Here is a 14,650-nt window from a genome sequence, read left to right as displayed (position 1 = left end):
TATATTAAGAATAGAAAATATAATTATAAAAACAAATATAGCTATTGTTTGAAAATTTAATTATATAACTTTGAAAAAGAATATATTTTAATCTTTAGAAATTTTAATAAAAAAGTTGTAAAAGTATAATCAATATTTTAAGATATATTTGAAATCTAAATTTAAGATGAAAGCTACCAGTATCTAATTTCGTTTATAGCATTTTGAGGTGCATTTGTATTAATAAAAGAAATTTTAAATTAAGTGTGAAATTTCTTTTTAATTATTTTTTGCAAAATAAAAAATAATTATTTACTATTTAATGGAAATAAGTGCTTAAGTATGTTATAATATAAAAGAAAATTTACAAGAAAGGAATCTTCTACAAATAATGACAAATTTAGATGAAAATAAAGATATATTGGGAAATGATGAAGCTGCAAATAAGGGTGTAAAATCAGAAGATTACTCAAATTTGTTAGAAAAAATAAGACGACAAGTAGATAGTGAAAACTCGACGGTTTCTCTTGAAAAAAATGAACCTGTGGCCATAAAACAACAGATGGAAGATAAATATTCTGAAACGGCTGTATTAGATCGCAAGGATTTAGATAAAGCTATTGAAAAAGAAGAAGTGGGAAATACTAGTACTCTACAAAAAAACATAAAGAATGAGGAAGAAGTTGTTCTTGAAGTTTTGGGATTAAAAAAACGAATAGGGCTAAAAACTATTGTGGATGATATTACTTTCGATATGAGAAAAGGTGAAATTATTGGACTTCTTGGACCAAATGGAAGCGGTAAAACTACAATCATGCGCATGATGGTAGGTCTTACAAAAATTACTAAAGGTGATGTTTATTGTTTTGAAAAGCCATTAGGGTTAGGAAAAACGAGAATGTTAAAAGAAGTTGGTTCTATGATTGAAACACCAGAATTTTACAATTATATGTCGGGTTGGGCTAACTTGAAACAAATTGCGAGAGTTTGTGGAAAAAAAGTAAGTCGTGCTAAGATAAAAGAATTGGTAGAGTTTGTTGGGCTTAAAGATGTTATTAATAAGAAAGTAAAGACATATTCATTGGGGATGCGTCAACGTTTAGGTTTGGCTCAGGCATTGTTAAATGACCCACAAATTTTAATTTTAGATGAACCAGTGAATGGTCTTGATCCACAGGGAGTTCAAGATTTTCGTAATAAGCTTAAAGAAATTTCAGCAACAGGTGTCTCTATCTTAATTTCCTCACACTTACTAGATGAAATAGAAAAAGTTTGTGATAGAATTATCGTTATTGAGCGAGGAAAAATAATTGCAGATGATAAACTAGAAAATCTTAAAGGTGATGATGTAGAGAAAACATTAATTTCTACTTATGATGATGAAAAGTCAGAAGTTTTAATTAAGGAATTGGGTATTGGTTATAGAAAAGAAAAAGAAGGTTTTATCTTTGAGAACCTATCAAGGGAAGATAAATCTAGAATTTTAACATACTTAGTAACCAATAATGTAGAGTTAGATTCTGTGCAGATACTAAGTACATCATTAGAGGATCGTTTCCTAGAAATCACAGGAGGGGAGAATAAATAATGAAACTGTTAATTAATGAATTTATAAAAGATTACAAAAAGAAAACTACTTGGATATATATTCTGCTGATACTTTTTTTAATAGGAGGAGTTGGATATATAAATTATAAATTTGGAAGTACAGATAACTTTAACGCAGCTACAACGCTAGTTAGTATAACAAGAATATCTACAGATTTAGCTTTAATATTTTCTTTAGTAATGCTGGCTAATAATTTATCGCAGGAATATTCAAAAGGAACGATTAAGTTCTTATATACAAAGCCAAAAACTCGTTCAGCAATATTAACAGCGAAGATTATTTTAGGGTTTATTAATTTTATTATTTTATATGTATTAGGAACTGCTTTTGATTTTATTTTGAAATATTACATATTTTATAATAAACGAATTGGTTTAAACCAATTGAGCAATAGAATAGAAGAAGGTTATTTTGGTAGAACAGTAGGGCAACAGTTAGCAATGCATAGTTTAACATCATTAGCAGTTATGATATTCTTTATAGCTATGGTAGTTTTAGTATGTGTGGTATTTAAAACTCAAATTTTATCACTTGTGTTAGTTTTATTGACTTTATTAGGAGGAAGTATTATTCAGAGTCTGACTGTTTTGGCTATTTCAAAATATGAATGGGTAAAATATCATCCGTTTGATGTTACACTATTTAATGCTTATTATTCAAATGAGGCAAGTAGACAGGTAGTAAAAGAAATTTATAAATTTAGTAGTGCTAATAGTTTAATGCTTATGTTAGTAGCTTATAGTGTAGTGTTTTTTGTTATTTCATATATTGTTAACGCTAGACGTGATATTACTATAGATTAAATTTATTAAAAAAGTTAGGAGGTAGGTAAAGTGAGAAGTTCGTTAAAAAAAATAGAGCGTGTAAAAGATATTTTAGATTTAAATGGAAGTGTTTTAACTTATAAGTATACAGATGAAGATATTCGTCTTAATTTAGGTGAAGAGCAATTAAGTAGTATTTTTAGCAGATTTCTAAAAAGAAATTTTCCAAAAATTAAAGAGGGCTTACGTAAAGGTAAGTTAGTAAAATGTCAAAGTGGTCTTGGAATCTCATGTCTATTTATTCCAAGTGATAATGATGAGGAGTTTTATTTAATCACACCTTTCTTGGAGTATCTTATACCAACAAAACTTTTCCAGGAATCTTTAATAAAATATGGGGCTAGTATTAGTGAATTAGTATGTGATGTGTACTTTTCACTACCAATAACGCCAAGGAAAAAATTTAATTATTTAATTGAATTACTAGTAGAAGATGAGGAAGTAGATTTTTTAAATGCTATTATTTTAGTTGAAGATTCTAGTGTGAAAAATGTAAGAAGAAGTTCTGCGAGAAAAAGTAATTATTTGAACAGCATATTAGAAAGTGAAGTAAAATTTAAACGTGAGATTCTTGAAGCGGTTGTGGATGGAAATATTTCAAGAGTCAATATGCTTTTTGACTTAAGACGTAGAAATCATAATGTTGATGAAGAAAGTATAGAACAAGGTATTAATGTAAGACGTAGAAAATCGTATAATATGAATGACCTACTACGATATGCATTAGAGCAACATAGTGAAGATTATTTAGGTGTAGAAGAACTTTGGGTTAAGATAAAAAATAAACTTGACAATTATGATTTATCAGAAGACGTAATAAGAAGTTATTGCCTTCTTGTTGATAGGAATAAATATAAAGATAAACAAGCTGTGGTTCGTAACTGTATTGCTTACATAAATGACCGTATAGCAGAAAAAATCAGTTTAGATAATGTTAGTGATTATTTAGGAGTTAACAAAAGTTATCTATCATCTATTTTTAACAAAGATATGGGTATTAGTATAGTAGATTATATCCATGATAAACGTGTTTCAAATGCTTGTTACTTATTAGCTAATACTGATTTTTCTATTTCAGAAGTTGCTGATTATATTGGATATTTTGATACTAGTTACTTTATTAGAATATTCAAAACATTGGTAAAAGTAACGCCATTAAAATATAGAGAATCACTTTCAAAAAGAAAATAATAAAATATAAAAGTAGTTTTTCGAAATAAAGTTTGATATGTTTTAGTTTGACTTTCGAAAAACTATTTTTATTTTAAAGAGTTATTTTAGAACATATTATTTATATTAAATACTTGTTGTTAATTGATTTGAGATCATTTTATGTTATTAAAAGTATGTTCGTGCTAAATATTTTTTTAAAATTATGATATAATGTAGTTACTTTATAATTTAGGAGATTTAATATGATATTTGCATTAGATGTGGGAAATACAAATATAGTCTTAGGAGTTTTTGGTGATGATTACCAACTTTTGCATTCATGGCGTATTGCGACTGATAATACAAAGACAGAAGATGAGCTTTATGTAATTATTCGTAACTTTTTTATTGATGAGAATATTTCTTTTGAAGATTTTAAAGGTGTTGTTATTTCGAGTGTAGTTCCTAAGATGATGTTTTCTTTAAAGTTGCTTAGCAAAAAATATTTTAAGAAAGAACCGATTATAGTTTCTACTGGTATAAATACTGGAATAAAAGTTCCAGCACCATATAGTAGTAAACTTGGAGCGGATAGAGTTGTTGATATTGTTGGAGCAAATGTCAGTAATTATCTTCCTGCTATTGTTGTTGATTTTGGAACTGCAACTACTTTTGATTGTGTTGATAATAATATGAATTATCGAGGGGGGATTATTTGTCCTGGAATAAATATTAGTGCAGAGGCTCTTTATAATCGTGCTGCAAAACTTCCACGTGTAGAGTTAGAAGCTACTGCAACTTCTCTTGGGATGGATACTACTACTCAAATACAAGCAGGATTATTTTACGGTTTTTTGGGACAGTTTGAAAATATTGTCATGAATTTAAAAAAAGAATTGGGGGAAAGCTACAAAGTAGTTTTAACTGGAGGACTTTCAAAATTCATAGCAAAATATAGTTCTTTAGTTGATGTGGTAGATGAAGATTTAACATTAAAAGGAATAATAGAACTTTATAAATTGAATAAATAATAAAATGAAAAAGGGAGTAATCTGAATTTTAAGAAAGGAATAGGATGTTTTAATGAAAGATTACTTAATTAGAGGACTAGCGTTTAATGACGAAATTAGATTTTTTGTAACGAAGACAACAGATTTGGTAGAGGAGATTAGACAGAGGCATAATGCATATCCGACTGCTATAGCAGCAGTTGGACGTACAGCAACCATTACGACCATGATGGGGGCTATGTTAAAAAGTGGTGATAGAATTGATGTGGCAGTGAGAGGTAATGGATCAATTGGAACTATTTATGCATCTTCTGATGAACTTGGAGAGACAACGGCCTACGCTAAAAATATGCAAGTTCATATTCCAAGTAATTCTCAAGGGAAATTGGATGTAAAAGGTGTAGTAGGTGGAGGTAATATTACTGTCGTTCGTGACTTAGGTCTTAATGAAAAATATACGACAACCTCACCAATAGTATCAGGGGAGATAGCAGAAGATTTTACATACTATTTTGCGGTAAGCGAACAGATTCCATCTTGTGTTTCTTTGGGGGTTCTTGTTGATACTGATAATTCGGTTATAGCGGCAGGAGGATTCGTTTTTCAGGTTTTACCACATGCGACAGATAAAACTATTTCCAAATTAGAAAAGATAATAGGGAGTATCAAACCAATCTCAACGTTAATTCATGAGGGTAAAACTCCAGAAGAAATTGCGGATATTTTATTTGAGGATGAGAAAAATTATAGAATACTTAGAAAAAATGATGTGGTATTTAAATGCACTTGTTCAAAGGAAAAATATGCTGATGCACTAATTACCCTAGGTCGTGAAGAATTGGAAAGTTTATCTAAGGAGCAAACTACAGAATTGGTATGTGCGTTTTGTAAAGAAAAATATCAGTTTTCTCAAGAAGAGATTATTGATTTGTTAGAAAATTTAAAATAAAAGTATGAATAAAGAAAGTTAATGAATAACTTTTCATGAGATACTTGAGTTTTTAAAGAAAGTTTGGTATCATTAATAAAAATTAATTTGATATTATCTAAGGAGAAAATATGAAACTACTGAGGGAAATGATAGTTAAAGATGGAAAAATCTATGATAACAATGTATTAAAAGTTGATTCATTTTTGAATCATCAAATAGATGCTTGCCTTATGCAAAAAATGGCAGAAGTATTTTATAAATATTTTAAAGAAGAAGAAATCACTAAGATTCTTACCATAGAGGCCAGTGGGATAGCACCTGCAATAATGGTTGCTAATTTATTTAAAGTACCCATGATTTTTGCTAAAAAAAGTAAACCATCAACATTAAAAGGCGAAGATGTTTTTACAGCTGAAGTACATAGTTATACCAAAAACAAAACTAACACAGTAGTAGTTTCTAACAAATTTATTACAAAAACAGATAAAGTTCTTATTATAGATGATTTTTTAGCTAATGGGCAAGCGACACTTGGTCTTATTGAGATAGCCGAAAAATCTGGTGCTGATGTAATAGGAGTTGGTATTTTAGTAGAGAAAAGTTTTCAAGATGGAAGAAAACTTTTAGAAGAAAAGAATATTAATATTTGCTCTTTGTGCAGAATAAAGTCTTTAGAAAATAACGAAGTGAAATTTGATATAGCAGATGATGAAAAATAGAAAGGATAAAAAAAGATGTGGGAAAATAAATTTCAAAAAGAAGGTTTAACGTTTGATGATGTACTTTTGGTTCCAGCTAAAAGTGATGTATTACCTAAGAAAGTTGATTTGAAAGTTAGTTTAACAAAAAAGATAAAGTTATCTATACCAGTTGTTTCTGCAGCAATGGACACTGTAACTGAATACAAAATGGCTATTGCGATGGCTCGTGAAGGTGGATTAGGTGTAATTCATAAAAATATGACTATTGAAGAACAAGCAGAGCAGGTTAGAAAAGTTAAGCGTTCTGAGAGTGGAGTTATTACTGATCCTTTCTTCTTAACACCAGATAATTTGGTAGATGAAGCAGAAACTTTAATGCAACAGTATAAAATTTCAGGTGTTCCTGTTGTAAACAATGTAAAAGATAAAAAAGTAGTAGGTATTATTACTAATCGTGATATGAGATTTTTGACAGACTTTGATGTGAAAATTAGTGAAGTTATGACTAAAGAACACTTAATTACAGCTCCAGCTAATACTACATTAGATGAAGCAAGTGTAATTTTAAGAAGTCATAAAATAGAGAAATTAATTTTAACAGATAAAAATGGGAAATTGACAGGGCTTATTACCATTAAAGATATAGAAAAACTAGCTAAATATCCAAATTCTGCAAAAGATGAAAAAGGAAGGTTATTAGTTGCAGCTTCTGTTGGAGTAACTAATGATGTGATAGACAGAGTTGATGCATTGGTGGATGCTGGTGTTGATGCGATTGTTGTTGATACAGCACACGGTCATTCTAAAGGTGTGTTGGATTCAGTTAAAACATTGAGAACAAATTATCCAGACCTAGACATTATAGCGGGTAACGTAGCAACTGCAGAGGCAGCACGTGATCTGTTTGAAGCAGGAGCGGATGTGGTAAAAGTAGGTATTGGACCAGGATCGATTTGTACAACACGTGTAGTTGCAGGAGTAGGTGTACCACAAATTACGGCAATTTATGATTGTGCTACAGTAGCACGTGAATTAGGAAAAACTATTATCGCTGACGGAGGTATTAAATATACAGGGGATGTTGTAAAAGCTATAGCTGCTGGAGGTTATGCGGTAATGTTAGGTTCAATGCTTGCAGGTTGTGAAGAATCTCCAGGGAAATTAGAAATTTTCCAAGGAAGAACATTTAAAACATATCGAGGAATGGGATCGCTTTCTGCAATGGAAAAAGGTTCTAAAGATAGATATTTCCAAGAAGATGGTAAAAAACTAGTACCAGAAGGAATAGAAGGAAGAACACCATATAAAGGTGCTGTTTCAGAAACTATTTATCAAATCATTGGAGGTTTACGTGCTGGAATGGGCTATACTGGTTCAAGAAATTTAGAAGAACTTAGAGAAGAAGCACAATTTGTTCGTATGACGGGGGCTGGACTTGTTGAGTCACATCCACATGATGTCCAAATAACGAAAGAAAGTCCAAATTATTCTAAATAAAATAAAAAACTCAAGATTAATTTAAAATCTTGAGTTTTTTATTTTATAGAAATTGTGCTACGAACACAATTATAATGATAATTGGAAGGATGTATTTAAGAAGGAATAGCCAAGTTTTAAATAATCCGAACTGCAGTTTATTATCTTTTTTTACATGAAGCTGCTCTAGTGCAATTTTTTTATCTAATACATATCCGGTGAAAATAGACAAAGCTAAAGCACCAAGTGGCATAAGTATGTTTGATACTAAAAAATCCATTAGATCGAAAAATGTTTTTTCTAAAATTAATGTATTGGATAACGAACCGTATGAAAGAGCTGAAGGGATACCAAAAATAAATGTTAAAATTCCTATAATGATACTCCACTTGGTACGGTTGGTATTTTTTTGATCGGTAATATTTCCTACATTAATTTCTAACATAACGACCGAAGATGTAATGGTGGCAAACAAGAATAATATTAAAAATAGTATATAGAATAAATTACCGAATGCCATATTGTTAAATAGTTGAGGTAATACTATAAATAATAAACTAGGACCTCCTTCAGATTCCATACCAAATGATGACATAGCTGGGAAAATTGCAAGTCCTGCCATAATAGATACGGCAATGTTCATCAAAACAACAGAAATGCCCGATTGTACCATATTAGTTTTTTTGTCTAAGTAAGATGCATAAGTAAGCATTGCAGTAACTCCAATAGATAGAGCAAAAAATGACTGTCCTAAAGCAAAGAGAATCCCCGAGGCAGTAATACTAGAAAAATCAGGTTTTAAGAAGTAACTAACGCCAGCCATAGCATTAGGTAAAGTAAGGGAACGGATAATTATTACTATAAAGATAATAAACAATAAAGGCATCATAATTTTTGATGCTTTTTCAATTCCTTTTTGTACCCCTTGCGAAACAATTAAAATATTTAATAAAATAAACACTGCTTGTGCACCAAGTGCAATCCATGAGTTTGAGATAATGGAGTTAAATAATGTTGCATAATCATTTGTAGAGAAAATATTTAATAAATTTGCAACTGCAATACCCAAATATACTAGGATCCATCCACCAATAACACTGTAAAAAGATAGTAAGATAAATAATGCAAAACCACCAACGTAACCGATAATATTATATTTTTTATTTTTTCCTAATTTACCAAAAGTTTTGATTGCCGATACTCCAGCCCCACGTCCCAAAATAAATTCCGCAAGTAGCAGAGGAAGACCGACGATAAGGGTAAAGATAAGAAAGATTAATAAAAAACTACCTCCACCATTAGCAGCAGTCATATATGGGAATTTCCATACAGCACCTAACCCTATAGCTGAACCAGCTGAAGCAAGTATAAAACCTAATTTAGAACTCCATTTTGAATTATCTGACATAAAAATTTCCTCCGTATAAAAGTAAATAAATTAAAAAAGCTATTTAGGTATAAAACTAAATAGCTTAAGAAAATATAATATTGATATTATGAACTCATAAGCCATTTAGTTTTAAATATCAATGGCTTGAAGATCAAACTTAACTAGCCATTGTAGACATAAGTGCACTTACATCTACAATGAATAATAGATATAAGTGCTGCTAAAATGGCACAAAAAAGTATTCTCTTTTAGTTAAGTTTAAGATTTTCATTATGAATAGCTCCTTAATTAATGTTGTTAAAATATTATCATTTATCTGACAATTTGTCAATGCAAATTTTTAAACTTTTTTCAAAAAGTTATATAAAATAAAGGAGAAGAGTGCCTCAAAAATCTTGTTTTAAGATATTATAATTTTTGAGGTACTCTATAATGAATCTATATTATGTAGCTAAATATTAAAGGAGCAAAGAATGTATAACTTACGAGAGAAGTTTTTTAAGAAAACTCTAATTCTGAAAATAAAGTGAGATATAAGATTAATGAGTCTTTGTTCAGAAATGACTTGAAAACCTCAGTTGATTGAAATATATTCTTTTCCTTTGTTTTAACTTGAAATTTTACATTTTTATTCGTTATCTAATTGCATATAGACAACTTGAGTAGTTAGGTATTCTTCTAATCCATGTTTTCCATCTGCACCACCAATTCCAGATTTACGGCGTCCAGCATGGAATCCTTGCATTGCTTCAAAGTTTTCACGATTGATGTAAGTTTCTCCAAATTTTAATCCATTTATAGCTTTGAATGCAGTATTTAAACTACGAGTATATACTGAAGAAGTAAGTCCATATTCAGAATCGTTAGCATATTCTAAGACCTCTTCTAAAGTTTTGAAAGTAGCGATAGGAATAACTGGACCAAATGTTTCTTCTTTCATGATACTCATATCATTGGTAACATTTGTTAAAACTGTTGGCCCGTAGAAATAGCCCACCTGTTCTTTGTCCACTTCTCCACCATAAGATAGTTTTGCCCCTTGTTTAACTGCATATGAAACTCTTTCGATTACTTTTTTTAAAGCACGTTTTTCGATAAGTGGACCATAATCTAACCCACGCTCTTTATTTGGATTACCGTATTTTACTTTATCAAGTTCGGAAAATAGTATTTCCTCAAATGCTTCTTTAATATTTTCATGGACATAAACTCTTTCTGCACAGTTACAAACTTGCCCAGAATTTATAACACGAGAAGCAACGATTGCTTTTGCTGCAAGATGTAAATCGGCATCTTCAAAAACTATAGCGGGTGCTTTACCACCAAGTTCCAAGGATACATTAGTTATATTATCAGCGGCGGCTTTCATAACTTCTTGGCCAGCAGCAAGACTACCAGTTAAACTAACCAAACCTACTTTAGGATGTGAAGCTAATCGATTTCCAACAACTGAACCACGTCCATAAATAATATTTAAAACTCCTTTTGGCAAACCTACTTCTACGCAGATTTCAGCAAAAATTTGTGCATTAATAGGGGTTAACTGACTAGGTTTAAGTACTATTGTGTTACCCGTAAGTAATGCTGGAGCAGCCTTTCTTGCGATTAAAAAGAATGGAAAGTTCCATGGAAGTATTCCTGTGGTTACACCATGTGGGCGCTTAAATAGAAAAATATGTTCATCTTTTCTATCGCTTTGAATTATTTCCCCTTCATATCTTCTTGCCCATTCAGCCATATAGTCAAGATAGTCTGCAGTGAACAATACTTCTACTTTTGCTAACTCAAAAGTTTTTCCGCCCTCATTAACGATTGTTTGAGTAATTTCTGGTTCCCTTTGTCTGATTCTATCAGCAATTTTTTTAAGATATGTCCCACGCTCAATAGCTGGAAGTTTCTCCCAATTTTTTTGTGATGCATCAGCAGCATTAATAGCACGGTCTACATCTTTACAATTTCCAGCTGGAATCTTTGCGATTACTTCTTCAGTGGAGGGATTTAGAACTTTAATATAATCGTGATTAGGATGTTCTTCGAATTCTCCATTGATAAACATTTTTAAAACTTTAATTTCACTCATATTGAGATTCTCCTTTACTAAAAAATATAAAAGTAAACGTTATCATTACTTTTATTAAATTATATCACTAAGAAGAAAATAAAAACAACTATTTTGTCCTACTTTTTTATTTTTTTACAGAAAAATATTAAATTAAAGTTAATATTTATATTAATAAAAATAAAACTATAAAAAAATTTTTGAAATGGAATTTTTAGATAAACAATAATTTTTTTTAAGATTAATTTGATTTTAAATATATTATTCTAATTTTGCATATAAAATTAAATAAAACAACTTAATAAAAATAATAAAAAAATTTTTTAAGCAAAAGTATTAGCAAAGAGATGATTTAATGGTATAATGGAGAAAAAAACTAGGAGGCTCATTAATGAAACAAAATATTGGAGTTATTGGATTATCGGTTATGGGGAGTAATTTAGCTTTAAATATAGCTGATAATGGTTTTAAAGTTGCAGTGTTCAATAGAACAACTTCTGTTGTTGATAGTATGTTGGAAGAACATCCACATAAAAATGTTGTGGGGAAATATTCATTACAAGAACTAATAGACAGTTTGGAAAAACCTAGAAAAGTTATTTTAATGGTTAAGGCAGGGTGGCCTGTTGATAGTTTGATAGAACAATTAACACCACTTTTGGATAAAGGTGATATCATTATTGATGGTGGAAACTCATTTTTTAAAGATACTCAAAGAAGATATGATTTATTATTAGAAAAAGGAATAAATTACTTTGGTATTGGAGTATCAGGGGGAGAAGAAGGGGCACGATTCGGACCTGCTCTTATGCCAGGTGGTGATGAAAGTGCTTATGAAGAGATTCGTCCAATTTTAGAAGCTATTGCAGCGAAAGTAAATGATGTTCCATGTTGTAGTTATACCTCAACTGGTGGAGCCGGACATTATGTTAAAATGGTTCATAACGGAATTGAGTATGGTGATATGCAACTAATCTCTGAAGCGTATCAAGTATTAAAACATTTAGGTGGATTTACTAATGAGGAGTTACAGGAAACTTTTGAAGAGTGGAATGAAGGAGAATTAGAATCTTATCTAATAGAAATAACGGCCAATATTTTTAAAGTTAAAGAAGAAACTGGAGAGTATCTTGTTGATAAAATTATGGATAAAGCTAGTCAAAAAGGTACAGGGAAGTGGACTAATGAGCAAGCTATTGATCTGGGAATAGACGTTTCAGTTATTACGAGTGCTCTTAATGGAAGATATATGTCAAATTTAAAAGATGAAAGAATTTGTGCAGAAAAAGAATTTAATCGCAATCCATATAATGTTACTAGTGATAAAAAATATCTTAAAAAAATAGTAAAAGATGCATTATTTATTTCTAAGATCGTTTCTTACGCACAAGGATTTAAACTTCTTCAAGCTGCAGAAAAAGAATATAATTGGACTTTTGATTATGCACAGATAGCCAAAATTTTCCGTGGTGGTTGTATTATACAAGCTAAAATCTTACAAAATATCATTGAAGCATATCAAAACAATCCAGAACTTACTAATCTTATACTTGACCCATTCTTTAAAAATATTATTGAAACTAGACAAGATAGTCTTCGAGAAGTAGCAGGATTAGCTATTAGCAACAGACTACCGCTGAGTGCGATGACTTCTGCGATATCTTATTTAGATATTTATACAACAGCAAACAGTGGAGCAAATTTGATTCAGGCACAACGAGATTATTTTGGAGCACATACTTTTGAAAGAACAGATAAAGAGGGAAGTTACCATTATGACTGGGTTGGAAACAATGAAAAATAGAAGTGCAATCACATTATTCGGGGGAACAGGAGACCTTACCTACAGAAAACTTTTACCTGCGTTATACAACTTAGACGTGTTAGGAAAACTGGATGATAATTTTAAAATTATCGTAATAGGTCGTAGAGCATATACCCCAGAAAAATATATTGAAATTGCACGTGATTGGGTAAAAGAATATGCTCGTACTAAGTTTGATAATGAACAATTTGAATCTTATGCACAAAGAATAATTTATTTTAAAATGGATATGACAAACGAAGAAGAATATAAACTTCTTCAAGATTTTTATACTTTTATGAAAATTGATCAGCATGTATATTATTATGCAGTAGCTCCATCATTTTTTATTACAATAACAAATGGTTTGAAAAAATATTGTGCGAGTAACAACGCAAAAGTGATTATAGAAAAGCCTTTTGGAGAAAATTTAGAAAAAGCTGCGATACTTAATGACAGACTAGCTGAATTTTTTGGGCAAGAAGAAATTTATCACATAGATCATTATTTAGGAAAAGAAATGATTCAAAATATTTTATCACTTCGCTTTAAAAATGTTATTTTCAAAGGAATTTGGAATAAAGATTTTATAGAAAATATTCAAATAACAGCAGCAGAAACTGTAGGCGTTGGAACCAGGGCGAGTTACTATGATAAGAGTGGTGCATTAAAAGATATGGTGCAAAATCATCTTCTTCAAGTTCTATCAATTGTAGCTATGGAAGAACCAACTGAAGAAGGTAGTAAAGGTATACATATAAGTCAATATAATTTATTGTCAGCAATAAAACCTATTGAAGATGTAAATAATAATTTAATAATGGGACAATATATTGGTTATTTGGATGAGGCTAATATAGATCCTGATTCGAAAACAGAAACTTATGCAGCTTTGAAATTATTTGTGGATAATGAACGTTGGGAAAATGTTCCGTTTTTTATAAGAACAGGGAAAAGGCTTGGAGATAGACAAACTCAAGTGGTTGTCCAATTTAAAGCAGTTGGAGATACCCCTGGTAATGTGTTAATCATAAAAATACAACCAGATGAAGGAGTGTATTTCCAATTTAATGCTAAAAAGCCAGGAACAGAGCAAGAGTTACAACCAATTTCATTAGATTTTTGCCAAAGTTGTATATTAGAAAATAGAATAAATACACCAGAAGCATATGAAAGGCTTCTTGGGGCATGCTTAGTAGGGGATAGATCATTATTTTCACAGTGGGATCAGATAGTGGTTTCTTGGGAATTTATTAATAATTTATTAGAAAAATACCATAAACAAGGCTCTTTATTACACAATTATGAACAAGGTTCTATGGGACCGATAGAAGCTGAAAAATTTGTAAACTGGATAAATTAATAGATTAAAAATGTATTGTACAATTTTATACAATACATTTTTTATATTTGATAAGTTGTAAAATAAAGTGCAACAGTAAGACATAAAAAAAGACTCATAAAGAACAATCGTGTAAAATGTTAATAACGACAAAAACATCACGGAGGTTCATATATGAGTTATAAATATCTTACCATAAAACAAAGAAATAATATAGAAATATTACTTGAAGAAGGCTACTCTATGAGAAAAATAGCTAAGAAAATAGGAGTAAATGTATCAACAATATCACGAGAAATAAAGAGATGTAAAGATGGAACTTATACTTCAGAAGAAGCACAAAAAAACTATATAAAATTATCAAAATTGAAAG

Annotated in this window: 12 protein-coding genes; 10 read left to right on the top strand and 2 right to left on the bottom strand. The window is 30.3% G+C overall.

Going from position 1 to position 14,650, the window contains the following annotated elements; genetic code table 11:
* Positions 1-370: 370 nt before the first annotated feature.
* The 7 genes from H612_RS0101615 to guaB all read left to right on the top strand — a co-directional run bounded on the left by H612_RS0101615 (position 371) and on the right by guaB (position 7,703).
* Positions 371-1,567: an ATP-binding cassette domain-containing protein gene (locus H612_RS0101615; protein WP_051210086.1), complete on the top strand. Its 1,197-nt coding sequence runs from the start codon at positions 371-373 to the stop codon at positions 1,565-1,567.
* Positions 1,567-2,391 (top strand): ABC transporter permease, encoded by an 825-nt coding sequence (locus H612_RS0101610; RefSeq protein WP_027129873.1) that lies wholly within the window; start codon positions 1,567-1,569, stop codon positions 2,389-2,391. The genes H612_RS0101615 and H612_RS0101610 overlap by 1 nt, the downstream gene beginning before the upstream one ends.
* A gap of 30 nt (positions 2,392-2,421) precedes the next feature.
* Complete coding sequence (locus tag H612_RS0101605) at positions 2,422-3,603, top strand: helix-turn-helix transcriptional regulator (protein ID WP_027129872.1); 1,182 nt, start codon at positions 2,422-2,424, stop codon at positions 3,601-3,603.
* 224 nt (positions 3,604-3,827) lie between these two features.
* Positions 3,828-4,595, top strand: a complete 768-nt coding sequence (locus tag H612_RS0101600) for a type III pantothenate kinase (protein ID WP_027129871.1) — start codon at positions 3,828-3,830, stop codon at positions 4,593-4,595.
* Positions 4,596-4,647: 52 nt separating this feature from the next.
* The gene (hslO, locus tag H612_RS0101595; RefSeq protein WP_027129870.1) at positions 4,648-5,523 is read left to right on the top strand and encodes an Hsp33 family molecular chaperone HslO; all 876 of its coding nucleotides are present in this window, start codon (positions 4,648-4,650) and stop codon (positions 5,521-5,523) included.
* A 110-nt stretch (positions 5,524-5,633) separates the two neighbouring features.
* A complete protein-coding gene (locus H612_RS0101590) occupies positions 5,634-6,224 on the top strand; it encodes a xanthine phosphoribosyltransferase (protein WP_027129869.1) in 591 nt (196 codons plus the stop codon).
* 15 nt (positions 6,225-6,239) lie between these two features.
* Positions 6,240-7,703, top strand: a complete 1,464-nt coding sequence (gene guaB, locus H612_RS0101585) for an IMP dehydrogenase (protein ID WP_027129868.1) — start codon at positions 6,240-6,242, stop codon at positions 7,701-7,703.
* A gap of 43 nt (positions 7,704-7,746) precedes the next feature.
* Here guaB and H612_RS0101580 read toward each other — a convergent pair whose 3' ends face one another.
* Positions 7,747-9,090, bottom strand: a complete 1,344-nt coding sequence (locus H612_RS0101580; RefSeq protein ID WP_027129867.1) for a sodium-dependent transporter — start codon at positions 9,088-9,090, stop codon at positions 7,747-7,749.
* Between the two features lie 610 nt (positions 9,091-9,700).
* The gene (aldA, locus tag H612_RS0101575) at positions 9,701-11,152 is read right to left on the bottom strand and encodes an aldehyde dehydrogenase (RefSeq protein WP_035500132.1); all 1,452 of its coding nucleotides are present in this window, start codon (positions 11,150-11,152) and stop codon (positions 9,701-9,703) included.
* 370 nt (positions 11,153-11,522) lie between these two features.
* Between aldA and gnd the strand changes: the two genes are divergently transcribed.
* The 3 genes from gnd to H612_RS0101560 all read left to right on the top strand — a co-directional run.
* Positions 11,523-12,935, top strand: coding sequence for a decarboxylating NADP(+)-dependent phosphogluconate dehydrogenase (gnd, locus tag H612_RS0101570; protein WP_027129865.1), 1,413 nt, complete (start codon positions 11,523-11,525; stop codon positions 12,933-12,935).
* Positions 12,907-14,298: a glucose-6-phosphate dehydrogenase gene (gene zwf, locus H612_RS0101565; RefSeq protein ID WP_084167228.1), complete on the top strand. Its 1,392-nt coding sequence runs from the start codon at positions 12,907-12,909 to the stop codon at positions 14,296-14,298. Before gnd ends, zwf begins: the two co-directional genes overlap by 29 nt.
* Positions 14,299-14,451: 153 nt before the next feature.
* Positions 14,452-14,650 (top strand): helix-turn-helix domain-containing protein (locus H612_RS0101560; RefSeq protein ID WP_027129863.1); only part of this gene is annotated, 199 nt, incomplete at its 3' end.

The sequence above is a fragment of the Gemella cuniculi DSM 15828 genome (assembly GCF_000425665.1).
GTDB lineage: Bacteria > Bacillota > Bacilli > Staphylococcales > Gemellaceae > Gemella > Gemella cuniculi.
Note: the sequence above shows the minus strand (reverse complement) of the source record. Positions and strands in the feature narration are given on the sequence as shown.